Source organism: Microcystis sp. M169S2, assembly GCF_020245865.1.
Classification (GTDB): domain Bacteria; phylum Cyanobacteriota; class Cyanobacteriia; order Cyanobacteriales; family Microcystaceae; genus Microcystis; species Microcystis ichthyoblabe_A.
Genome location: NZ_JADBUB010000169.1, coordinates 13,045 through 35,580 on the forward strand (window position 1 = coordinate 13,045; position 22,536 = coordinate 35,580).

Genomic DNA, 22,536 nt, shown 5'->3' on the forward strand with positions numbered 1-22,536 from the left:
GCTTATTTAAGCTACAAAGCGAATAAATTTATTTTTGCCCACCTGTAGGACTTTTCCAGTTAAAGCTTCGGCTGTCTCAAAACTTTTGTCCACATCGGTGATTTTCTCACTATCGATTCTGACTGCACCCCCCTGAATCTGTCTTCTCCCTTCGCCGCTACTTTTACATAAGCCGGTGGCCGCAAGAAGATAGAATAATTTCAGGGGAAAAGTGACCGATGTGAGGGAAAATTCGGGTACAGAGGCCGCAGCTGCCGTATTTCCCTGTAGAACTATCTCCTGCGCCGTTTTTTGTGCTTTTAATGCCTCCTCTTCTCCGTGGAACTGGGCAACTACCTCGATCGCCAGTTGTTTTTGTGCCTCTCGCGGATTGCTCGCCATAGCATCTAAGGGCAAATTTGTCAATAGTTCGTAATAATCTTTTAACAAAGCGTCGGGGGTTTTTTCCAGTTTCGAGTACATGGACAGGGCCGATTCCCGCAATCCCACATAATTATTCAGGGATTTGGACATTTTTTGACTGCCATCGGTTCCGATTAAAATCGGTAAAAGTAACCCAAATTGCGGTTTTTTGCCGAAATATTTCTGTAAATCGCGACCGACGGCAATATTAAATTTTTGATCGGTTCCTCCCAATTCCACATCGGCCTCGACAGCTACGGAATCATAACCCTGCATTAAGGGATAGAGAAATTCATGGAGAAAAATCGGGTTTTCCTTGTCGTAGCGTTCGGAAAAGCCTTCTTTTGCCAACATTTGCCCGACGGTCATGGTGGAGAGGAGTTCGAGAATTTGCGAGAGGTCTAATTTCCCCAACCATTCCGAGTTATAGCGAATTTCTAGGCGATTAGGGGTGTTAAAATCTAAAATTGGGCGCAATTGTGCCAGATAATTCTCGGCATTGGCTCTCACTTCTTCGCTGGTCAATTGTTTTCTAACTTCCGATTTTCCCGTCGGATCGCCGATTCTAGCGGTAAAATCGCCAATGATCACCACTGCTACATGACCGGCATCCTGGAAAGCACGCAGTTTCCGAAAAGGGATACTATGACCTAGGTGAATATCGCTGCCGGTGGGGTCAATACCTAGTTTAATTCTTAAAGGGCGATCGGTAGTTTGTAGTAGTTGGGTTAAATTTTCCCTAGGATCTTGGGAGTCGGGTTGATGGGGGAATAGGTCACTGGTGCCACGGGTTAGCCAGTCTAGGGAGGGAGATACGGTCATTGTTGCACATTTTCCACAGCCTTTCCATTATAGTTTTTTATTATGTCAAGTAACAAGCCAAAGGTAAATAAACTGGTATCTTCAATAAGAGTCGATAACATCTTGACAATTCTCCCGACCAAATATAGAGTCTTAAAATCTTCTTTTTCAAAATTATCAAAAAATTTCCCTGTCTTGAATTGCGATCAGATAAGCCGATGAATCCTAGTTTTAATAACTCTATACCAGTGCAGAGTATCAAAGTTTCTGTAATTGTTTCTACCTATAAATCAGCGGAGTTTATCCGGGGTTGTCTAGAGGATTTAGTTACTCAAACTCTTTATGAAAAGGGAGAAGTAGAACTTATTATTATCGATAGTGCTTCTCCGGAGAATGAAGGGGAGATTATTCAAGAGTTTCAAGAAAATTATCCTAATATTATTTACCAGAGAACTAGAGAACGAGAAACCCTCTACCGCGCTTGGAATCGTGCTATTAAACTAGCTAGGGGTTCCTATATCACCAATGGGAATACTGATGATCGTCGCTGTTTTAATGCTCTGGAAATTATGGCTAATTATCTAGATAACAATAGAGAGATTAGTTTAGTTTATGCCGATCAATTAATTACCACCCTCAAAAATGATACTTTTGCCACCACCCCAGCTTTAAAACATTGGAATTGGCCAAATTACTCCTATCAACAGATGCGTCAAGGTTGTTGTGTGGGTTCTCAACCAATGTGGCGAAAAATGCTGCACGATAAATATGGTTATTTTCAGGAAAATTTTCGCTGTGCTGGTGATTACGAATTTTGGTTAAGAATCGGTAGTCAAGGGAAAAAAATGGCTTTAATTCCTGAGATTTTAGGGTTATATTATTTAAATCTCCAAGGCTTAGAACATGGCAGTAATGGTCAAGCATTACAAGAACATTATCAAGTGTGTAAAATCTATGAAATTCCTCACCCAGACATTAAGTATCTAGAAGTTAAACCCAATCTAGTTAAGATGGAAGATTTAGGGAAAATTTTAACTAAGGATGAGCGAGAAAAATTACAAATAATTCAAGCTATCTCCCCGAAGAAATGCCCAATTATTGTTATTGATGGCGTGATCTTTCAAATCGATCAAGGAAAATTAGCCAGGGTTTGGTCTTTAATTCTAGAGCATTGGAGTCAATTAGAATTTAGTCAACACATTGTTATTTTAGATAGAAATAACACCGCACCAAGATGGGAAGAATTTAAATATTGGCCTGCGGAATCCTACGATTATAATTGTACGGGAAAGGATGCCAGAAAAATCCAAGCTATTTGCGATCGCCTACAGGCTAATTTATTTATTTCCACTTTTTATACCAGTCTTTTAACCACTCCTTCTCTACTTTTGCTTGCTTCTGAATCCACAGAAAAAAACGGCAATTTACCAGTAGATTTAGAAAAACACTATGCAATTTTGTCCGATTCTAGAATCATCACTTTTTCCTATGATATCGCCCAAGATTTAAGAAAGTTATACCCCAAAATTTTTAGGGGAAAAATTGATATTATCGAACTTTTTGAAGTTAATCAAACAATAGCTGAAGAAATCACTAAGTTTCTCTGGTATGCGCTCAGGGAAAGTAAGGAATCAAGCCAAAATCAAGTCTGGTTAGAGTTAAGAAAATTACAGGAATCACAACAGATGATGTATCTCAAACAACAGCAAAATTATCATACTATGCAAGGGATGGAAATATCCCTAAAAAAATTAGAAAATAATAATAATATCCAGAAAAATAATCAGAAATTACAGGAAGAAATCAAATATTTGTCCTCCCGTAAAGGAATAGTAAAAACCCTAGCGAAAACTCCTAGCGTACTTCTTGCTAAGATCAAGAAAAAACTCCCAAGATTTTAGGGAATTAAGGGAAAGTTTCCTAACAACGATCCGATCTTGGCAGGGCAGCGCCTAAAAGTGGTAAAGTAATGTTAAGAATTAGAGGAGAAAACACTGTGCCACATTCGATCGTCACTGGAATTTGTGAAGGGGTTGCCGATTGCGTTTCCGCTTGTCCTGTTGCTTGCATCCATCCGGGACCTGGTAAAAATGTTAAAGGAACCGATTGGTATTGGATTGATTTTGCCACTTGTATCGACTGTGGTATCTGTTTACAAGTATGTCCCGTCGAAGGTGCAATTCTGCCGGAAGAACGTCCCGATTTACAAAAAACTCCCTAATTTATCAGTTATCAGTGATCAGTTATCAGTTATCAGTTATCAGTTATCAGTTATCAGATGTGAGTTTTCAGTTCACTGATTACTGTTCACTGAAAATGCTTCCCACTTCCCAATTCATAATTCATATTACTGTCTGCTATCTCCTTTTTACCTTACCATGGATTATCTTTTAGAAGTTGAACAAGTTTATGCCGGTTATGTGCAGGATTTATACATATTGCAAGGGGTTAACTTTCGCATTGCACCGGGGGAATTAGTCACGGTCATCGGTCCTAATGGTGCGGGAAAATCTACCCTCGCTAAGACGATTTTTGGTTTATTAAAACCCAGTGCTGGAACTATTACTTTTAAGGGACAAAATATCGCCGGTTGGAAATCTAATCAAATCGTTACCCTCGGAATGGGTTATGTTCCCCAAATTGCTAATGTTTTTCCATCCCTGAGCATAGAGGAAAATCTGGAAATGGGAGCTTTTACGAGCAAAGGAAATATAAAATCTTTAAAAGAGCGCATTTATGCCATGTTTCCCCGTTTGCTCGAGCGCCGTCGTCAGAAAGCTGGCACTTTATCTGGAGGAGAAAGACAGATGTTAGCCATGGGACGAGCGCTGATGTTGGAACCGGATTTATTAATTCTCGATGAACCTTCGGCAGCTTTATCTCCTATCTTAGTAACCAGCGTTTTTGAACAGATAAAAGCGATTAATCAGACGGGAACTGCAATTATTTTAGTGGAACAGAATGCCAAAAAAGCCCTAATGATGTCCGATCGAGGTTATGTTTTAGAAAGTGGTCAAGATCGTTTTCAGGGATCGGGTCAAGATTTACTCAATAACCCGAAAGTAGGGGAATTATACCTCGGGGCGGCTGATCATGGGGCCAAACGAGATGATTAGGAATTTGTTAAAGATTTAGGGGGATTTTGATTTCTTCCCAGAATTTAGCGATAGGATAGTAATTGAGTACAAATCTCTACGGCCCTGATGTCAAGGTGATAAGCCAGCAGACCCTAAATATATCTGTGGATATTTATTCATCGATCAAGACAGTTGTGCTACTGCATTGAGAGCATAACTTTTAGTAATAAAAGGAGAAGTCATGGCTGTTAAAAGCCCTCCGTAATCAAGATTAAAACTGACTTCGCTTCCTACTTTTAACCTCTTGTTATGACTATCAAGAACTAGATGATCGCTACTAGAACCTAATATTTTTATCTCCTGACTTGTTTGTAATCCAGAGATAAGAACATCCTGTCTTCCTAATGCAATAATAACTCGACGGTGAATGCCTTGATCAATAAAGCTAGGAACATTACCAAAAGCATCTCGACCAATTTCTCCAGAGGGTAGAGATGGTTTATCTTTGGATTCGATTACTTCAGCAATTAACCGAAAAGCATCGGTATATAAACCAGGTATCACTTGTCGATTAACTGTTTCACAACCTAATAAAATTGATTCTCCTAAACGCAGATTATTAATCCGACCAACTTCCCTACTTTTTTGATACCATTGATAGTTAGCAGAATTGCCTCCTGAAATAATCGGTAATTTTATTAAAAACTCCTGCTCAATTGTATCTGTTAACACAGATAATTTGCTCATATTATGGGTATCAGGTTTAATACCCCCATAACAAGCCAAATTACAACCCAGTCCAACAATTTTGATAAAGGGAAAAGCGAGGGTTTTTTTGATGAACTTGACGAGATCTTTCGGCAGTACACCTTCTCGTAAATCCCCTAACTCCGTCATGATAATAATGCGGTGTATTTTTTGCTTTTCTTGAGCATAATAGGAAAGTTCCTGAATTGTTGCTAATTCGGTATTTAAGCTGATATCTGCAATGTTAACCACTGATTCTGCTTGACTCAAGGCAGTACGCAACAGAACAAAAGTTGTCACTATTCCTGCTTGTTTCATTTTGAGAATATTTTCGATTCGAGAGTCAGCGATAAAGTTGACTCCACCTTGAATCATCGCCAAGGCGATCGAGGGATCACCCAAAATCGCTTTGGAAACTCCCATCACAGAAAGTCCCTTGCTGCCGTATAATTGGCAGAGTAAACGAGCATTATGGCGTATTTTCGGGAGAGAAATCTCGATTCTGGGTAAAACGTCTTTCATCAGCCTATTTGCTCCCAATTGCCGGAATTGCAGCTAAAATTTCCCCTTTGATTTTCCGGTTTAATTTCGGAAAGCGATCGCATAAAGCTTGGACTAATTTCTCACATCCGTGTAACAAAACATCAGTAGTCGGTAACTGAAAATCTCGCTCATATTTGGCAATAATACGCTCAGTGGCTGCTGCGGTGAGATTTTCGTGATTAATCGCAATAGCGATAACTTTAGTGGGAGAAATTGCCTCAATTAGTGAAATTTCTTCCTGTAATTTTGGCATGGCTAAATGAGGAAAATCACAGCGAAATTTTCGGGCTGGTGGATGTTGTAAAATAATCCCATCGGGCCTACTTCCTTTCAAAATTCCCACGGAACTCATAAAAGCAGGATGACTCAGAGAACTTTGTCCTTCCACTAAAATAATATCGGGTTTTTCTTGCTCAAAAGCTTGAACCACAGCATTTTCAATTTCACCGATGACAAATTGAGAAACCAAAGCATCGATCGAAACCCCATATCTTGCTCCCTGCATCAAGCTAGTTTGTCCAGTAGCGACTAAGACAGACTTAATACCCAAGCCTTGGAGAGTTTGATTAACTGCCACCGCAGTGGTCATTTTTCCGCAAGCACAATCGGTTCCTAAAAAGGCAATAACGGGGATATTTACTTGGGAAATTTGCCCGGTAAATACATGAAGATCAGCTAATTGTGGTGGTTTACGAATGTCTGTAATTTGTACACCATACTGACTAGCTTGATCTCTAAATTCTAAATCTTCGGAGAAGAATTGATGCAAACCATTAATAATATCCATTCCTTCTGCCATTGCTTCTAAAATTAGCAGCCTTTCTAGGGGGGGAATAAACGCTTCTAAGGGTGCTTTGCCGTAGATATAACAATTGGGAACATCTCTAAGTTTTTCTAAGGCTGTTTGTAAATTGGTAAAAATGGGAATATGATTTTTTTTATCTCCTAATGCTTCTCCCGCATCTTTTCCTGTTAAGGAACTATCCAGCACACCAACAATTGTATATATTTCTGATTGTCGGATCAAGCCAGCTGCCGTTTTTCCATCCACACGTCCAAACTGATTTTCACAGTAAATTAAAGCCGTTTTTTTCGTTGATACCACTTTCTTAATCTCCTGAATATTAGATAATTGAAATTTCACTCCTAACTCCCAGTAAGTAGGGAGGCACAATTATTTGTAGGATGGTTTAGCGGTAGCGTAACATGAGCGGGCGTTGGTTTTCATGCTTCAACCGTTCGGCTGAGCTCACGGCCGAAGCCCAACCTACGTTCATCTTATATTTAATTCCACCCACCTACTTAAGACTATTTATTCTTCTTCTTCTTCTTCTTCTTCTTCTATAGCATAATTATCTGGATCGATAATATCGTCTAATTCTTCTAAAATTTGCGAATCGGGATGAGCATCAGATTGACGTAATTTTAATCTTCCTGTCCGTTCTAACCAATGGAGAAGGGTTTCTTTGGAAGTTATCTGCATAACAGGAATTGCCTGATAGCGAGGTTCTTGACTAAGAGAAGGATTAAATTTCATACCTGTTGAATTTCCTTTGAGAAGTTATCTCTATTGGTTGTTCTATTGTTGATCACGAAGCAACCCACAAAAAACTGAAAAAAATTGTCAAGTTTAGCAAAGTAAAAAAGTTCAGCTGTCAGATTTACTATTTGGACAGATAGATAGAGTCGGTTCCAATATACGCTCCCGATACTTGGGATGCAGACTCTATGGTGTAAATTAAAGTTTTCCTGTCTCGCTCAACTTAAATGTCAATCCTACGGTTTTTATCTAGCTAACGGAAAAGGTGATTAATAACACCAAAGCAACCAACAAAACCGCCCCTACTCCTTGCAAAATATACCATTTTTGCTGTTCTAAAGATGGGGATTTTGATAGATAAATCTTGGGTTCGCTACCATAGTTATTGATGATTCCTTCATCATCTACTGTATAGCCCTCTGGGAGAGGTATATTAAGTGATTGATAGTTTTGCCCGTTTATATCTAGTTTAACCTCAGCTGGAATTAATTCACTTCCATCGCTTGGGGAATAGACTGTCGCACCTGTCTCTTGATTAGATTTAGTAGAGTAGTGCATGATCATCTCTCTTCAAAATCTGAGTATAACACAGAATAAGGCGAAATGGTTTTTAGGCTAATTTTTTCCTAGGGCTTTAATCAGCAAATTTGGCTAATGTCGGCAAATTAAAGCAAAAAATATGATTTTATAACTTGACAAAGCTAGATAAAAACATTTAGTCAACTCGCTATTCACTTTTTAGCATACCAGCGCCATAAAACTCGGGCTAAACGTTGGGGATCGTGACTAACTTTGCCAGTAACTTCATCTTCTGCCATTACATTCGCTAAAACAATGCGATAACCCATTTTTCCCACCTCCTCGCGATCTAAAAAGACGGGATGACTATGCTCTTGGGCGTATAATTCTAAGGATTGGGGCGATGGTGAAGTTCTTTGGGCCAAAACCGCATCAAAGATGCGTTCCTCGCAGACTTTTTCGATCGCCCGAATATGATCAGCCACCGAATAATTATCCGTTTCCCCCGGCTGGGTCATAATATTACAAACATAGACACGGGGGACTGTCACCTGTGCTAGGGCCTGACGAATTGCGGGAACCAACAAATTAGGGATAATACTGGTATAAAGACTACCCGGCCCGATGATAATATAATCTGCTTCCTTAATTGCCGCTAAAGCAGCCGGTAAAGCGACCGGGTCGGCAGGATGACAGCCAATCTGACGAATTTGGCCCATAGCTTCGGTTATCTTCGATTCTCCCTCAATAATGCGCCCATCGGCTAACTTAGCCCAGAGACTAACATCGGTAAGGGTAGCAGGTAGAACTTTACCGCGAATGGCCAAAACTTTGGCACTAGCATCGATCGCCTGTTCCAGATCGCCGGTAATCTCGGTCATAGCGCTGATAAATAAATTACCAAAACTGTGGCCCGATAAACCATCCCCGGCATGAAAGCGATATTGAAACAATTCCGTTAATAACTTTTCCTCATCGGCTAAAGCGGCGATACAATTGCGAATATCCCCCGGGGGTAAAATGCCCATTTCCCGACGTAATCGGCCTGAAGAACCGCCATCATCAGCTACGGTGACAATAGCGGTGATATTGGAACTATACTGTTTTAAACCGCGTAAAAGCGTCGATAAACCCGTACCGCCACCGATGGCCACGATTTTCGGGCCGCGATGGAGACGACGATGGGTGCGTAGGAGATCGACTAATTCCTCCGATGCGTCCGGTTGTAGTGCTTCTGTAATCGTTTCGACGGTGCGACTCTGACCCCAGAATAACAAAAAGACACCCAACAAAACCGCCAGCGGCCCGGAAACAGAATTGGGGACCAAGCGTGCGATCGTTTCTAATGCTTGGGAAACAAACTCTAAAAAGCGATTAACTGGGGTTAATTTTACCCAAATAGCCAAACCGAAGGAGGTGAGAAAAACACCGGTTAAACTGATTAAAAGCCAGCGTTTGACAAAAAGACCGGGAGAAAGCCATTTAAACCAACGATTAACCCGTTTAGGCGTTTTTCTGCCCACAGAAGCGGCTATTTTCCCCTTCTGAGCGTTGAGTTCCCGTAGCGTCTGTTTAAATGGACTCATAGATGTGGCCTGGCAGCGAACGCATTGATTCTGGAGAGACTGTAGCCGAAAAAGGGGACAAACTCAAGTTAACCTAACCTCCCACCTGGGAATAGGCCGCCTCGGAAATTGTGGGAATATCGGCGTATTTGCCGATAACCGACTGTATAATGCTGTAAACACAGGCGGCAAATGCGCCCAAAAAGACGACGTTAAAAAGAGTTTCTACCACCAAATTCGCCCCTAAACCCCTAGCGACGAAACCTAAGAGCAATCCCAATAAATACACCAAAATATCGATTAAAATCGCCTGCATGGTGTTAAACCGGATAAAATGACTGATGCGGGGATTGCGTACCACGGCCAAAAAGAGGACGAAAAAGATAATTAAACTGCCAAAGGTTCCCAGGGAACTATAGAGAAAAGCTAAGGGAGTTAAAACTATTGCTAAGGCCGCTCCTAAAAAAGGGATTTGCTGGAAGATAAAGATACCGAAGGCAAAGGCCGAATATAAGGGTAAAAGATATACTAAGGCTGCAAAAATGCGATCTTTTGTATCGGTTGAGCCGCGCCAAGTCATAATCTATTGTCTCCTGAGACTACTGCTAACTCTCTCCAAGATAACCCGGCAGCCCACCAGACTTCGCGTAACCGAAAAAATTGCTCGAGGCCGAAGATTGTTAGGCCTCGATCGAGTTATTCTCAAACAGAGACGGGGTGCTTGATTTCCTGTAACAGAGCCAGATATTCCTCCTTAAAATACTTTAGGGTACTTAAAATCGGATTGGGAGCGCTTTGACCAAGACCACAAAGACTGGTTTCTTTGACCATTTGACAGAGATGTTCTAAGTTTTCGAGGTCGTGAATATCGGCCTTTCGAGCGATAATTTTGGCCAATAATTCAAACATTTGTACTGTTCCCGTGCGACAGGGGATACATTTACCACAGGACTCCTCGCGACAGAATTCCATATAGAATTTCGCCACTTCCACCATGCTGGTGGTATCATCCATAACCACCATACCCCCAGATCCCATCATCGAACCGAGTTTGGCTAAGGATTCGTAATCTACGGGAGTATCGAGTAAATTAGCCGGAATACAACCCCCAGAGGGTCCGCCGGTTTGTACCGCTTTCACTTGACCATCGGGAACACCCCCCCCCATCTCCTCGACAATTTCCCGGAGAGTAATGCCCATTGGCACTTCAATCAGCCCATTATTGCGGATTTTTCCCGTTAAAGCGAAGATTTTTGTGCCTTTACTGCTGGCAGTACCGATATTGGCATACCAAGCGGCTCCCTCGCGGATAATAGCGGCGATGTTAGCGTAGGACTCCACGTTATTAATCAGGGTGGGACAACCATCGAGACCCGATTGGGCCGGATAGGGGGGACGGGTGCGGGGAGTGCCGCGGCCGCCTTCAATGGAATGGATGAGAGCGGTTTCCTCTCCACAGACAAAAGCTCCCGCCCCGATGCGGATATCCACCTTAAAATCGAAAGTGGACTCGAATACTTGGGAACCCATTAAACCAAATTTTTTGGCCTGATTAATCGCTTTTTGCAGACGATCAATCGCCAGAGGATATTCGGCCCTAACATAGATATAACCATGATCGGCCCCCACGGCATAGGCAGCGATCGCCATTCCTTCCAGGACTAAATGGGGGTCACTTTCCAAAACACTACGGTCCATAAATGCCCCGGGGTCGCCTTCATCGGCATTACAGATAACGTATTTTTGTTGACCCGGTTGTTTAGCCACCGTCGCCCATTTTAAACCAGTGGGATAACCGGCACCGCCCCGGCCGCGCAAACCGCTTTGGGTGATTTCCTCCACCACCTGGGCCGGAGTCATCTCGTAGAGGGCCTTGTAGAGAGATTGATAACCACCGACGGCGATATATTCCTCAATGCGATCGGGATCGATTTTACCGCTATTTTCCCGGACAATTTTGACTTGATGGGAGAAAAAGGGATGTTTTGAGTCCCCTAATTGCACCTCGGTTTTGCCGCCGTTTAAGGCCGCAATAATGCTGGCCGCACTTTCCGGGGTGACTTCTTCGTATAGGAGATCCTGGGGATCCACTTCCACCAACGGACCGCGACCACAAAAACCCATACAACCGACCCCCACCACTTCGACTGTATCCTCTAGGTGTGCCTCTTTGACGGCAGTGGCGAGGTTTTTTTCGATTTGGAGGGAGTTAGCAGCTTGGCAACCGGTGGAAGTGCAACAATGCACCCGGATGCTTTTTTGTCTAGTTTTTTCTTTCTCGGCCACTGCCAATAATTCTTGTAAGTCCATATTCTTCTCAATCCACTAGAGTGAAAAATTACTGGGAGAAACTCTGTAGTTTCGCTAAGACAGTTTCCGAATCTTGTTTAGGGGCCACGACTCCATCGAAGACCACGGCCGGTGCAATCCCACAGGCCCCGATACAACGGGCCGACACTAGGGAAATTTCTCCATCGGCGGTGGTTTCTCCCACTTTGACATCAAAGCTGTTTTCGATGTCTTCGAGGATTTTGCCGCTGCCTTTGACATAACAAGCGGTCCCCATACAGACGATACAGGTGTGTTTTCCCGCCGGTTTCAGGGAAAAGAGATGATAGAAGGTTGCTACCCCATAGACGCGACTGAGGGGCAGTTTTAGCGCCCGGGCAACGTAGAGGAGAACATCTTCTTCTAGGAATCCGAAAGCTTCTTGGGCCTTGTGCAGGACTTCAATCAGGGCTGATTGATTATATCCTGCTCGCTTCATGGTAATGTCGAGGACTTTGAAGCGTTTATCGCCACTGGGATGCTCTTTTTTCTCCGTTTGAGGAGGATTGGCAGTTTGCATAAATCTTAACCAAATAAATTTTAGGGGCGATGACGGGAAAAATATGGAGAGTTGTCGGTTTTCCTTGGTCATCTCCCTGCTTTTATTCTGACACTGGCTCCAGAGGGCGATCGATAACTTTATCTTTCCTTTAGTTATTGGGGGATATTCAGTTATCAGTGACCAGTAATCAGTTATCAGTCAGGGATTAGGAGATGGGGAATGGGGTAAAAAGCTGCACTTGTCTTAACACTATAACACCCTGAAGCAGTCTCATCTATTTAGAAAACGGGTTTCTCGAAGCAACCCGTTTTCTATATTTTTCCTGATAAACGTTAATTTCTGTTACACTGGCTTCTTTCTCTAAGGTGTAGGTGTAGGGTGCGTTAGGCGACTATCAATTCCGTCAAAAAACCCAAATTAACAATCCGCCGTAACGCACCACTTCTATTATTAAATTGGTGCGTTATGCTATCGCGCTTCACAGCCTAGGAGTAAGCAGACAACTCAAATGAACCAAACAACCGCCAATTATGATGAACCGTGGAAAGAAGCATTAAGTCACCTAGAAAACGGGTTTCTTCAAGAAACCCATTTTCTGGACTTTAAGACACAAAGGGAACAGTGGAAGTGGAAGTTAATCAGGGGATTATATGAAAAGGAGTTCGAGAGGGAACAGATAATTAAACTGTTTGAAATCATCGACAACATGATGACTTTATCAAATAAATTACAGTCAAGTTTAGAGAGTAAGATCAAACAATTTGAGTAGAAAATAACCATGCCTTTAGTAAGTAATATGGAATTGCGAGGAATAAAACGTGGCAAGAAAATTGGCGAGGAAATTGGCGAGTTACGAGGAATAGAATGTGGTAAGGAAATTGGGGCTTGACAAAATGCTCGTGATTTTGTCAAAACAGTTTTGCATCTTGTAAGGGAGAAAGGAAGGGAAAGTAAAGTAAAACCTCCTAAATTTAAAAAATGTAAATCTAAACAATCAGCAAGATTTACCGATAATGGCTTTACAGTCAATCAACACCACATTACTTTAGCAAAAATCAGTGATTTAAAAGTCATTTGTAGTCATCCATTACCCTCTAAACCTTCTAGCGTCACTGTTATTAAAGATGCAGCGGATCGCTATTTTTATCGATCTAGTGATTGCTACTTTTGCGAATCTCTCAACAGGAGAAAAGATAAACTCACCAAAACCGTTAAAGAAACGATTAAACGAGAAATCTGCTATCGTCGGCATTTCAGTTATCAGTGATCAGATTTGAGTTTTCAGTCGAGAAAGCCAATCAATCTAATTTTGTAGAACTAGACGAGCTAAACCAACTCCGGGATAATAATTACCGAGAATTTGTTGATAATCTAGACCTTTTTCCGCTAATTTATAAGCTCCAGTTTGACTCATACCGCGACCACCGTGGGCCCAAGCGACAATTTCATCCGTGGCGGCATAAAGAGACTCGACCACACCCCCTTTATAGCTGAGAATCTGCCCAGCAGTGGCATTAACCGCCTGGTGAGTCGATTGATACTCCGAGCGAATGCCTTTATATACCTGCCAGCGTTGGGTATTGCCCAGATGAAACCAAGCATTAGCGGGGCGGATCATGTGTACTAGGGCGTAGGAACGAGCGGCGATCGCCTGTGCCTTTAAAGCGTGCATTGGTGCGGTGGAGTGCATTTCACTACCCACCACACTATAGAGATAGGCCTCTAAATTAACATGATTGACCACTAACAAGCGATCGCCTTGGGCAACAAGGAGGATTTTGCCCCGATACCAACCATCATCCACATAAACTAAACCATCGGCACTGGTGGGCTGCACAAAAATCACCTCTGGCAGCGATAAATCGCCCATTTTTAAGCCCTTGGCATCTGGAATGACCGGTAAACCCTCGTTAGTGGCAATCGTTTTTAAACCACGACCTTGGCGGTCGGTGATCACCGCCGGCCCGTTAACTCCAATCAAAACACTGGCCACATCCCTTTTAATCGCCACGCGAATTTCTATGGCTGGCGGCGTATAATTAGCGGGAACCGCTAAAGGTTGTCTAGTCACTGGTTTGGCTGCGGCAGCGGGGGCAGTATTAGGGGCAGTATTAGGGGAAGTTTGAACCGATGGTGCTAATTTTTTCGGCGCTGAGAGGGAAGACTGAGGAGAGGGTGCTGATTTTGGAGTCGCAGAAGATTGGGGAGAGGGGGATAGTTTCGGCGATGGCGGGGTTAAGGGTACGATCGGAGATGGGATAATAGGAGCAGGGGAGGCAGCAGTTTCTAGATTTGCCTGCGGTTGCGGGTTTTCTGGGTTTTCCTTGGCTAAATAAGTTAAGAGAATTGGCGTAAAAGTGGCGATCGAGAGCAAAGGAACGGCACAATGACGCAGCAGGGAAAAATAGGTACTAGCAGCAAATTTCATTTTAATCACACCATCTTTAATTTTCTTATCTAACTTTACCATTCCCCTCTCAGGCCGGGCAATTCTAGACAAAAACTCTCGTATTCTTGAGCTTGTTAGGACAAATAAGGCTGAAATAGTCAAGAAAAGCCGAAAAAATTCTTAACCGCCCATCCTTAGATTAGCCGAATCTCCTCTAATCCAGGCTCTTCTAGGTTCTGTGTGATCAGCTTAACTTACCATAGAAGCGATCGATCTTTGTGTCCTTTGTGTCTCTGTGGTTCATTCCACCCCCTCGCTAGGCTGACAGAGATGTTTAAGGATTTTGAGAACCTCGTATAAATCCCCCGGATTTCTCATGGCAAATAAACGAGAGGTTCCGTATAAAGGTTTACCGTCCCATAATAATTTAACAAATAAAAACTCGGAACCATTGGTCAACATTCCATAATTAGGACGGTTTGGATGAGGATTGACCATTAAATAAGCTAATAATTGCGGTAAACCTACTTCAACGGAATAAATAACCCGTTTTGATTCAATAATCATTACCCATAATTGCTCTTTTAGAATTAAAGTATCTAACCTTCCTTTAATTATTAAATCTTGATCTTCTGTAATAATTTCAACAGACTCTTCTGCTTTAATGTGAAAGGGAAATAGATAAAAGTTACCAATAAATAACAATGGATCTAAAACCGTCATCCTCACCGAAGTTTCTAAAAAGGGAGGATAATTCAATAAGTTAAAATAACCTGTTTTGATTTTATCTAACAATTCTTTTTCCTGTTCAGAGATTGCTTCTAAGTCTTCTTGCCATTCCCCAAAAAAATGCTTATCTTCTATAAACTGTAGTTGAAAATGATTAATTAAATCTCTGAAAGTGACTTCTTTCGCTTGTAAAATTTGAGCCATATTTACCTCTTTAATTAACACTTACGTTAATGGTAATTTGCTATTTTTAATTTAACCAAGCAAAATATCCGTTACTGACAGGGTTAACTGCTCTAAATCAGAGAGAACAGTTAAGGATATGGTCTTGTTTTGTTTACCTGCACATCGCTTCGGTTAGCATCGTTCAGGTTTTTATCAGCTGCTTTCGCTCTTCCTACATCATCCAGATTAGCCATCGTCTTCTCCTTAATTTAGAGTACATGAAAGGTTCACTTTGCTATGATTTATCCAAGAGATTTATTGAGATATAAGTAGTTAGGTATTAAAAACTTTATTCCCCCCTTATTTCCCAGGGAAGGAGGGTTAGTTCATTCGGGCGATTTTTCATGTTGGCAAGGTCATATTCTGGTTTCATGGTTTTATTATCGATAATGTTTACTTTCGTTTTTACCCGTAAAAGTCCTCATTTAGAATCTGTTCAGGTGTGAAAGGACAAGCGAGGGGATACTCACTTTCTTGGGGAATACGAATACCAAATTGAGCGCGTTTACCCTGTTTGATGGCGACTTTACGAGCGCTGGAATAGGCTTGTGTGATGGAGATTAAGAGATAAGATTTAAGAGAGGGAGTCTTAAGTAAATCATCTTGAACGCGCTGGCGATGCTCATCTACTGAGTTATACCAACTTGCTTTCATTGTCTCAGGAGCATCATGCTGTATCTTTAATTTGAGTAAGTGAATCAACAAGACCATTAAGTTGCTCTCTAAGGCGCGTTTCTCTGACTTACCCAAATCTTTTAACTCCTCAATTAAGTTTTCTATATCCAGTTGTTCAAACTGTCGATTCTGTAATTGATGAATAGTTTGCTCAATCCACAACTGAAGATCTTGTTCGTAAAGTGTTGTGGGATTTTCTTGAATGTCCGATTGTTTTAATAAGTTCATTTGGCTTTGATTAAGTTAACGGTAGATGAATAATTTGGTCTTTATATTTATTATTATACTTGATCTTTACCAGATAGTGTGATCGCATTGGGTTCTTAATTATTGACCTCTCCCCTGAACCCTATCCTACAAGGAAAGGGGAGAGAATTTAGCGAAGAGAGTGCAACTACAAACTGGGTTTGTTGTCAAGGCTCTAGCCCGAACAAGTTTAACCTGTTTTCTTTAGATAGTGAGAAGCTAAATGGACATAACCCTATTGCCCAAATTGGGTAACTTATCTAGAATAAGTATATGAAAAGAGGAGGAGACGTGATGGAGTATCAGAATTTTTCGCTCATTAAAGAAGATATTCAGGCTGATGCTTGGGGACGGATTAGCCTTGGGACTGAATGTAGCAACCGTCACTATCGGATACTGATGAATGCAAGCGGGGAACTTCTTTTGGTTCCCATGGTGGCGATTCCAGAGGGAGAACTATGGGCTTTTCAGAATCCTAGTGTCCGCGAGTCGCTCAAACGGGGACTCGCAGAAGCCCGCACGGGAGATTTCGCTGAAGAAACAGTCGATTTAGACGCTATGCTTGAGTTTGCTGAATCTATTCCTGAAGAAGTCGAGGAGTAATTGAATTTCTCTTTACGACAGACACAGGAAGCTCGAAATACTCTATCTGAATTGCGAGCAGAAGCGGAACAGGCTCAAAAGACTCGCCTAGCTCAAGGTAGGACAAAAGCATCGAAACAAGAGGGTCTCTACAAACAGGTAACAAAAGCCCTCAAGCTCCTCAGTACAAACCCAAGACATCCGGGACTAAAAACCCACGAATTTAATTCCCTCGATAACCCTTATGATGCAACACAGAAGGTTTTTGAAGCCTACGCCCAACAGAATACACCGGGAGCCTATCGAATTTTCTGGTGCTATGGACCTCATTCGGGGGAAATCACCATTCTCGCTATTACACCTCATCCGTAGATCACAACATTGTAGGGGCGAAGCATTCGGGCAATAACCTATCGCTGAAACCGTAGATTTCCTATCCGAATGCTTCGCCCTTACTTTTTCAGCAAGCCCGAAATAGTTAGCGCTGAAGCGCAACAACAAACTAGGTTCGTTATTCCCCCCTTATCAAGGGGGGCAGGGGGGATCGAACCTAAAATCCATTTTTAATTTAATTATAACCAGCTACTTACGTTAACTGAATTGATAGCCGCAAACACGCAGCCTACGCCCAAAACCCATCCTAACCCTCCAGCAAACCCCGCACCTCCTCAACCCCAACCCCCAAAATATCAGCCGCAGCAACGAAAATATCCTCATCTTGCGTTTGCTGATAAAGAGCAACAAGACTAGGCAAAGAATAGGTTTGTATCATGTAACCATCGTTAAATTCTGCCCAAATTTGTAAGGCTTGCAGGTAATAACTTTTGGCTTGGCTCAATTCCCCAACTCCTTCCGCTACCACTCCCAAACAGTGCAGGGTGCTGGCTTGGGAGTAGCGATCCCCATATTCAATGTAGATCTCAATAGCTTGCTGGTAGTAGCTTCGGGCTTGCTCCCATTCCCCCAATTCTTGCGCTAGGATTCCCAAACACTGCAAGGTGCTGGCTTGGGAGAAGCGAGCGCCATATTCAATGTAGATCTCAATGGCTTGCTGGTAGTAGCTTTGGGCTTGCTCCCATTCCCTCAATTCTTGCGCTAAATATCCCAACTGGTGCAGGGTGGTAGCTTGCTTGTAGCGATCGCCATATTCAATCTTGATCCCAAGAGATTGCTGGTAGTAGCTTCGGGCTTGCTCCCATTCCCTCAATTCTTGGGCTACTGCTCCCAAATTGTGCAGGGTGCTGGCTTGCTCGTAGCGATCGCCATATTCAATGTAGATCTCAATAGCTTGCTGGTAGTAGCTTCGGGCTTGCTCCCATTCCCTCAATTCTTGCGCTAAGATTCCCAAATTGTTCAGGGTTCTGGCTTGGGAGAAGCGATCCCCATATTCAATAAAGATCTCAATAGCTTGCTGGTAGTAGCTTCGGGCTTGCTCCCATTCCCTCAATTCTTGCGCTAAATATCCCAACTGGTACAGGGTGCTGGCTTGGGAGTAGCGATCGCTTTGCGTGCCTCCGGCAGCGCCATATTCAATCTCGATCTCAAGAGCTTGCTGGTAGTAGCTTCGGGCTTGCTCCCATTCCCTCAATTTTTGCGCTACCACTCCCAACTGGTGCAGGGTGTTGACTTGTAAAGATTGCTTAAATTGACTGTAACTTTCACCAATTGGCTTGAGTAATTCGAGGATCTTTTGGCAAATCTCTTTCGCTTGCTGATAATTTTTACTTTGTAAATATTTGTTTACTGTCTCGGCAATTATAGCAATGATTTCTAGTACCACCTGCCCTTGTTTGGCTTCAGGGGGATAGTTTTCAACAGTTTCGAGAACGAACTCTAGGAGCTTTAAATTAGTCTGAGTATCTTGGTTTAAATCCAGATAACTATGCAAGCAATTAATAATACTAAGTACGCTTTCTTGCTGATTGAGGGCGATTTGCAACGCATTAAACAGATTTTCATACTCCCAGCGACAGAACAATATCCCTAACTGCTTCTCTTGCGGATTTTTGGAATTTAGTAAGTTACTATAATTACCTGCCAAGTCTCGGTAATGATTCTTAAAACCCTCCCAAATTGCTGCTTGTGTCTCTGGTGCTAATTCCTTTAACTTCGTCTTCAGGAAGTAGGGAAAAATGGGCTGGATAGTCAAAAAACTCGGCAATTCTTCACTCATCGGCGAAAGCAAACCCCAATGAATCGCTTCTTCAATCGCTGCATCAAATTGGTCAAATTGATAGCCTTGTAAAGGTTCTAATTGCTGTAGTCGTTGGCTATATTGACGAATAACACCCCTGAAAATAACCCCACTAAAAGGCGCTAAACAGAGTAACAACTTCTGCGCCTCCTCCGACAAATTACTGTGGGAATATTCCACACACTTGATGATATTATTAGTCTTATCCTTATCCCCCACATTAACTAATTCCGCCAACTGTAACCCTTGCCAAATCTCCTCCGGTGACTGTCGCTTCAGATTCGCTAATACCACTTCCATCGCCAACGGATATCCCGCCAACAACTTCATCAAGCGTTTAAAATAATCATCCTTTTTAATCGCATTTTTCCGACCCTTCGCCTGACGTTCTAAGATTCTCTCCGCTAATTCAGTTCTCGACTCTTGGTCTAATCCTTGTAAGTGATAGATATTCTCCTTAAAAGTCCTGCGTTGCAGCCAAGTTTCCTCACTGCGAGAACCCAAAATTACCTTCGTTTTTCCCCCGACCAAATTCTTGAGAAATTCGGCGATTTCTTCCCTCTCATTCTCCGGTAAAGTATTCTGAATTGCTAACGGTTGTCCCGTCACCGACTCCAGATTATCTAAAATGAGAATATACGCCTCACTGCGGAGTTTTTGCTCTAGTTTCTTTACCCGCGCTTTCAGGTTCATCGCTTGGAAACTCGCCTGTTCAAAACGATTATAAATTACCTGACCAATTTCATGGACAATCTGTTCTAACGTCCAAGCTTTTCTATCATAACCAAAATAGAAAATATGGGTCGCCCAGTTGGTTTTCTGCCACCATTCTCGTAGATAATTGAGTAAAGTAGTTTTTCCTGTCCCTCCCATTCCTTTGAGTAAAAGGATATTATGTTTCAGCAGCGCCTTTTCCATTTTGAGAATTTCTAAATCCCTGCCGACAAAGCCGTATTCTGGTAAAGGAAAGACATATTGATTGCCGATATGTTCCCAGTATTTTTCTTCCTCTTCTGGAGTAAATGGACGCAAATTGAGATTAATTTTACCGCGACAATAAATCACCGGTAATAACCAATCTTCTAAATCTATTATCGTATTATAATAGGCGCGGCGTTGCTTATTATTGAATAACTCTAACCGTCCCTTTCGCATCGCTTCCGTTAGGTCTTTTCCGTTCAATAATTGCTGATAAATTGGTTTCATCATCAACTTAGCTGCAGAAACCGTCACCGAATATCCCATCGCCACCACTGCTTGCATTCCCGCAGTCATCAAACGACTCCCTAAACTGGTTTCCCGATAGTCTTCTGATTCCTGGGAAATTTGCTTTGCTGACTGACAAGCATTGAGAATACAAATAGGGATATTTTTCCCGGTGAGTAAATTCGCTAATTCCGTCGCTTCTACCGGAGTCGCTTGACCTTTTTCTTCTCCTTCCAGAAACAGAAAAGCTTTTACTCCCTCATATTCTGCTAAATCCTCCAGTCCCCATCCCCTTTGATAGCGCCAAGAATCCCCGTGAACCTGTCTTTGGTACTGTTCATATTCCATTAATCCGCCATGAACATCGAAATGAATAACATGATAGTATCCTTCTCCCTTCTCATCCAGATGTCTGGTTAGTGATTCATAAGTTCCGGGACGCAAAATATCAATTTTTACCGGTATTTCACTACTATTTACCAGTTCTACCAAAGGACGGGAAATCGTGCGATAGTTAACATCAGATTCCTCATTAGGACGCGCAATCACCACCAGAAGATTGATAGTAGGATAAGTGGCCATTTGCACCGGGACAACTGTAGCCCCTCGACGCTGGCGGGAGATGATACAATCTATAGAAAAGGGACGCGGTAAATCAGGATCTTTCAGCGCTTCCCAATGTAAAGCTTGAAATTCTGGCGACTGACTTTCGATGATAATTTGCAGTTGACTTAACTGCTTTCGCAAGTCTCGATATTCCCCATAAGCATTTAAATTACTCTGGAAAACCTGTTTAAATAGGTTTTCGCCATAGTTTTGGACACTGTTGGCGGCTTTTTGCGCTTTATCCGTCTCTAGCGTCGGAAATACTAACCATTCCTCAAAGTACCATTCTAGGTCTTTTTCTTCTTGGTTAGTAAAGGGGTCAGTAACCGTAATTGGGTAGCTGTTACCGCTATCAAAATTGAGAGTAGCAGTAAAGCCACCATCGTTAATTCCTTCTTCGCGGATGGTGAGGACTAACATAGAGATAAGTTGAGAATTGTTCTATTACAACTCTTCAGCAGTTTAACGGTATTATACTGGAAAAAACCTATTGCTTTGAGCCTATGGATGTTCGAGCGGCAGTTGCCCTAGAAGCGGGAAAACCCCTAACTATTGAAACGGTAAAATTAGCAGCACCGCAAGCGGGGGAAGTGTTAGTAGAAATCAAAGCCACGGGAGTTTGTCACACCGATGCTTATACTCTCTCTGGGGCCGATCCCGAAGGTTTATTTCCCTCAATTTTAGGCCATGAAGGGGCCGGAATCGTGGTAGAAGTGGGAGAAGGTGTCACTAGCCTAAAAGTGGGGGATCATGTTATTCCCCTATACATTCCCGAATGTCGTCAGTGCGAATACTGTCTCAGCTTTAAAACCAATCTCTGTCAAGCGATTCGTCTTACCCAAGGTCGGGGAGTAATGCCAGATGGAACCAGTCGTTTTTCCCTCGATGGTCAGCCTCTTTATCACTACATGGGAACCTCGACTTTTGCTAACTATACCGTACTGCCGGAGATTTCTCTAGCTAAGATTCGCCAGGATGCTCCCTTTGAAAAAGTCTGTTATATCGGCTGCGGAGTCACTACAGGTATCGGTGCGGTGATTAATACCGCTAAAGTGGAACCGGGGGCAAAAGTGGTGGTTTTTGGTCTGGGAGGTATCGGTTTAAATGTTATTCAAGGGGCCCGTTTGGTGGGGGCCGATATGATTGTCGGGGTCGATATCAATCCCCAGAAACAAGCTTTAGCGACCAAATTCGGGATGACTCATTTTGTTAATCCCCAAGAAATCGAGGGGGATTTAGTGGCCTATCTGGTGGATTTAACTAAGGGTGGGGCCGATTATAGTTTTGAGTGTATCGGCAATGTCCAGATTATGCGTCAAGCTTTGGAATGTTGCCATAAAGGTTGGGGTGTTGCCACTATTATCGGTGTAGCCGGGGCCGGCCAGGAAATTAGTACCCGTCCTTTTCAATTAGTCACCGGACGGGTCTGGAAAGGTACGGCTTTTGGTGGAGCGAGAGGTCGTACAGATGTACCAAAAATAGTCGATTGGTACATGGACGGCAAGATTAACATTGATGATTTAATCACCCATGTTCTACCCCTGGCAAGAATTAACGAGGCCTTTGACCTGATGCGCCAAGGGGATTCTATCCGCAGTGTGATTACATTTTGAACAGGGATAATGTTAAATTGGGTTAAGAAATACTTGACAAACTTTTA

The 22,536-nt window shown here is 42.5% G+C and carries 19 protein-coding genes and 2 pseudogenes; 8 read left to right on the forward strand and 13 right to left on the reverse strand.

Translation table 11 applies throughout. The features are described 5' to 3' along the window. Positions 1 to 6: 6 nt before the first annotated feature. On the reverse strand, positions 7 to 1,224 hold the full coding sequence (tyrS, locus tag IM485_RS16450) for a tyrosine--tRNA ligase (RefSeq protein WP_104398197.1): 1,218 nt from the start codon (positions 1,222 to 1,224) through the stop codon (positions 7 to 9). Between the two features lie 197 nt (positions 1,225 to 1,421). On the opposite strand from tyrS, the gene IM485_RS16455 reads away from it, so the two are divergent. The 3 genes from IM485_RS16455 to IM485_RS16465 all read left to right on the forward strand — a co-directional run bounded on the left by IM485_RS16455 (position 1,422) and on the right by IM485_RS16465 (position 4,319). Continuing rightward, positions 1,422 to 3,104, forward strand: a complete 1,683-nt coding sequence (locus IM485_RS16455) for a glycosyltransferase (RefSeq protein WP_287744381.1) — start codon at positions 1,422 to 1,424, stop codon at positions 3,102 to 3,104. A 95-nt stretch (positions 3,105 to 3,199) separates the two neighbouring features. Then, positions 3,200 to 3,424: a ferredoxin family protein gene (locus tag IM485_RS16460; protein ID WP_016516721.1), complete on the forward strand. Its 225-nt coding sequence runs from the start codon at positions 3,200 to 3,202 to the stop codon at positions 3,422 to 3,424. Positions 3,425 to 3,581: 157 nt separating this feature from the next. Continuing rightward, on the forward strand, positions 3,582 to 4,319 hold the full coding sequence (locus IM485_RS16465) for an ABC transporter ATP-binding protein (RefSeq protein WP_287744384.1): 738 nt from the start codon (positions 3,582 to 3,584) through the stop codon (positions 4,317 to 4,319). A 144-nt stretch (positions 4,320 to 4,463) separates the two neighbouring features. On the opposite strand, the gene IM485_RS16470 is transcribed toward IM485_RS16465, so the two are convergent. The 8 genes from IM485_RS16470 to hoxE all read right to left on the reverse strand — a co-directional run bounded on the left by IM485_RS16470 (position 4,464) and on the right by hoxE (position 12,042). Further along, entirely contained in the window at positions 4,464 to 5,549 is a 1,086-nt protein-coding gene (locus tag IM485_RS16470) for an alanine/ornithine racemase family PLP-dependent enzyme (protein WP_104398194.1), read from the reverse strand. A 4-nt stretch (positions 5,550 to 5,553) separates the two neighbouring features. Further along, positions 5,554 to 6,714 carry an N-acetyltransferase DgcN family protein gene (locus IM485_RS16475; protein WP_104398193.1) on the reverse strand — a complete coding sequence of 387 codons (1,161 nt, stop codon included), beginning with the start codon at positions 6,712 to 6,714 and terminating at the stop codon, positions 5,554 to 5,556. Positions 6,715 to 6,882: 168 nt separating this feature from the next. After that, entirely contained in the window at positions 6,883 to 7,107 is a 225-nt protein-coding gene (locus tag IM485_RS16480) for a DUF3134 family protein (RefSeq protein ID WP_104398192.1), read from the reverse strand. Positions 7,108 to 7,359: 252 nt separating this feature from the next. Then, positions 7,360 to 7,668 carry a photosystem II assembly protein Psb34 gene (gene psb34, locus IM485_RS16485; protein ID WP_002734380.1) on the reverse strand — a complete coding sequence of 103 codons (309 nt, stop codon included), beginning with the start codon at positions 7,666 to 7,668 and terminating at the stop codon, positions 7,360 to 7,362. Positions 7,669 to 7,841: 173 nt separating this feature from the next. Beyond that, entirely contained in the window at positions 7,842 to 9,215 is a 1,374-nt protein-coding gene (locus tag IM485_RS16490) for a gluconeogenesis factor YvcK family protein (RefSeq protein WP_104398191.1), read from the reverse strand. Between the two features lie 73 nt (positions 9,216 to 9,288). After that, a complete protein-coding gene (locus IM485_RS16495; protein ID WP_104398190.1) occupies positions 9,289 to 9,774 on the reverse strand; it encodes a Tic20 family protein in 486 nt (161 codons plus the stop codon). A gap of 122 nt (positions 9,775 to 9,896) precedes the next feature. Further along, a complete protein-coding gene (nuoF, locus tag IM485_RS16500) occupies positions 9,897 to 11,504 on the reverse strand; it encodes an NADH-quinone oxidoreductase subunit NuoF (RefSeq protein ID WP_104398189.1) in 1,608 nt (535 codons plus the stop codon). Between the two features lie 28 nt (positions 11,505 to 11,532). Continuing rightward, positions 11,533 to 12,042 (reverse strand): bidirectional hydrogenase complex protein HoxE, encoded by a 510-nt coding sequence (hoxE, locus tag IM485_RS16505; protein WP_002774001.1) that lies wholly within the window; start codon positions 12,040 to 12,042, stop codon positions 11,533 to 11,535. Between the two features lie 586 nt (positions 12,043 to 12,628). Here hoxE and IM485_RS16510 point away from each other — a divergent pair. Both IM485_RS16510 and IM485_RS16515 read left to right on the forward strand, forming a co-directional pair. After that, positions 12,629 to 12,913, forward strand: a pseudogene (locus IM485_RS16510) (hypothetical protein); the annotation flags it as partial. Between the two features lie 23 nt (positions 12,914 to 12,936). Beyond that, positions 12,937 to 13,250, forward strand: a pseudogene (locus IM485_RS16515) (RNA-guided endonuclease TnpB family protein); the annotation flags it as partial. Positions 13,251 to 13,327: 77 nt separating this feature from the next. Here the strand turns inward: IM485_RS16515 and IM485_RS16520 are convergent. From IM485_RS16520 to IM485_RS16530, 3 genes are all read right to left on the reverse strand, one after another. After that, positions 13,328 to 14,494 (reverse strand): SpoIID/LytB domain-containing protein, encoded by a 1,167-nt coding sequence (locus IM485_RS16520; RefSeq protein ID WP_287744391.1) that lies wholly within the window; start codon positions 14,492 to 14,494, stop codon positions 13,328 to 13,330. A gap of 219 nt (positions 14,495 to 14,713) precedes the next feature. Continuing rightward, on the reverse strand, positions 14,714 to 15,346 hold the full coding sequence (locus IM485_RS16525) for a type I restriction endonuclease (protein ID WP_287744393.1): 633 nt from the start codon (positions 15,344 to 15,346) through the stop codon (positions 14,714 to 14,716). 426 nt (positions 15,347 to 15,772) lie between these two features. Further along, entirely contained in the window at positions 15,773 to 16,270 is a 498-nt protein-coding gene (locus IM485_RS16530; protein WP_002798842.1) for a DUF29 domain-containing protein, read from the reverse strand. A gap of 312 nt (positions 16,271 to 16,582) precedes the next feature. Between IM485_RS16530 and IM485_RS16535 the strand changes: the two genes are divergently transcribed. Further along, positions 16,583 to 16,891, forward strand: a complete 309-nt coding sequence (locus IM485_RS16535; protein ID WP_288095791.1) for a hypothetical protein — start codon at positions 16,583 to 16,585, stop codon at positions 16,889 to 16,891. Then, positions 16,892 to 17,242, forward strand: a complete 351-nt coding sequence (locus IM485_RS16540; protein WP_004268952.1) for a hypothetical protein — start codon at positions 16,892 to 16,894, stop codon at positions 17,240 to 17,242. It begins immediately after the preceding gene. Positions 17,243 to 17,510: 268 nt separating this feature from the next. Here the strand turns inward: IM485_RS16540 and IM485_RS16545 are convergent, their stop codons facing one another. Then, the gene (locus IM485_RS16545) at positions 17,511 to 21,296 is read right to left on the reverse strand and encodes a tetratricopeptide repeat protein (RefSeq protein ID WP_287744398.1); all 3,786 of its coding nucleotides are present in this window, start codon (positions 21,294 to 21,296) and stop codon (positions 17,511 to 17,513) included. 83 nt (positions 21,297 to 21,379) lie between these two features. On the opposite strand from IM485_RS16545, the gene IM485_RS16550 reads away from it, so the two are divergent. Continuing rightward, positions 21,380 to 22,489, forward strand: coding sequence for an S-(hydroxymethyl)glutathione dehydrogenase/class III alcohol dehydrogenase (locus IM485_RS16550; protein WP_287169245.1), 1,110 nt, complete (start codon positions 21,380 to 21,382; stop codon positions 22,487 to 22,489). The last annotated feature ends 47 nt before the right edge of the window (positions 22,490 to 22,536 follow it).

What these genes read in the sequence shown, in the direction of transcription:
- IM485_RS16535 (WP_288095791.1), top strand. Translation starts at nt 16,583, where the DNA reads ATGGAGTATCAGAATTTTTCGCTCATTAAAGAAGATATTCAGGCTGAT.
- IM485_RS16525 (WP_287744393.1), bottom strand. Translation starts at nt 15,346, where the DNA reads ATGGCTCAAATTTTACAAGCGAAAGAAGTCACTTTCAGAGATTTAATT.
- psb34 (WP_002734380.1), bottom strand. Translation starts at nt 7,668, where the DNA reads ATGCACTACTCTACTAAATCTAATCAAGAGACAGGTGCGACAGTCTAT.
- IM485_RS16470 (WP_104398194.1), bottom strand. Translation starts at nt 5,549, where the DNA reads ATGAAAGACGTTTTACCCAGAATCGAGATTTCTCTCCCGAAAATACGC.
- IM485_RS16455 (WP_287744381.1), top strand. Translation starts at nt 1,422, where the DNA reads ATGAATCCTAGTTTTAATAACTCTATACCAGTGCAGAGTATCAAAGTT.
- IM485_RS16495 (WP_104398190.1), bottom strand. Translation starts at nt 9,774, where the DNA reads ATGACTTGGCGCGGCTCAACCGATACAAAAGATCGCATTTTTGCAGCC.
- IM485_RS16465 (WP_287744384.1), top strand. Translation starts at nt 3,582, where the DNA reads ATGGATTATCTTTTAGAAGTTGAACAAGTTTATGCCGGTTATGTGCAG.
- IM485_RS16520 (WP_287744391.1), bottom strand. Translation starts at nt 14,494, where the DNA reads ATGGTAAAGTTAGATAAGAAAATTAAAGATGGTGTGATTAAAATGAAA.
- IM485_RS16545 (WP_287744398.1), bottom strand. Translation starts at nt 21,296, where the DNA reads ATGTTAGTCCTCACCATCCGCGAAGAAGGAATTAACGATGGTGGCTTT.
- hoxE (WP_002774001.1), bottom strand. Translation starts at nt 12,042, where the DNA reads ATGCAAACTGCCAATCCTCCTCAAACGGAGAAAAAAGAGCATCCCAGT.
- IM485_RS16480 (WP_104398192.1), bottom strand. Translation starts at nt 7,107, where the DNA reads ATGAAATTTAATCCTTCTCTTAGTCAAGAACCTCGCTATCAGGCAATT.
- tyrS (WP_104398197.1), bottom strand. Translation starts at nt 1,224, where the DNA reads ATGACCGTATCTCCCTCCCTAGACTGGCTAACCCGTGGCACCAGTGAC.
- IM485_RS16490 (WP_104398191.1), bottom strand. Translation starts at nt 9,215, where the DNA reads ATGAGTCCATTTAAACAGACGCTACGGGAACTCAACGCTCAGAAGGGG.
- IM485_RS16550 (WP_287169245.1), top strand. Translation starts at nt 21,380, where the DNA reads ATGGATGTTCGAGCGGCAGTTGCCCTAGAAGCGGGAAAACCCCTAACT.
- nuoF (WP_104398189.1), bottom strand. Translation starts at nt 11,504, where the DNA reads ATGGACTTACAAGAATTATTGGCAGTGGCCGAGAAAGAAAAAACTAGA.
- IM485_RS16530 (WP_002798842.1), bottom strand. Translation starts at nt 16,270, where the DNA reads ATGAACTTATTAAAACAATCGGACATTCAAGAAAATCCCACAACACTT.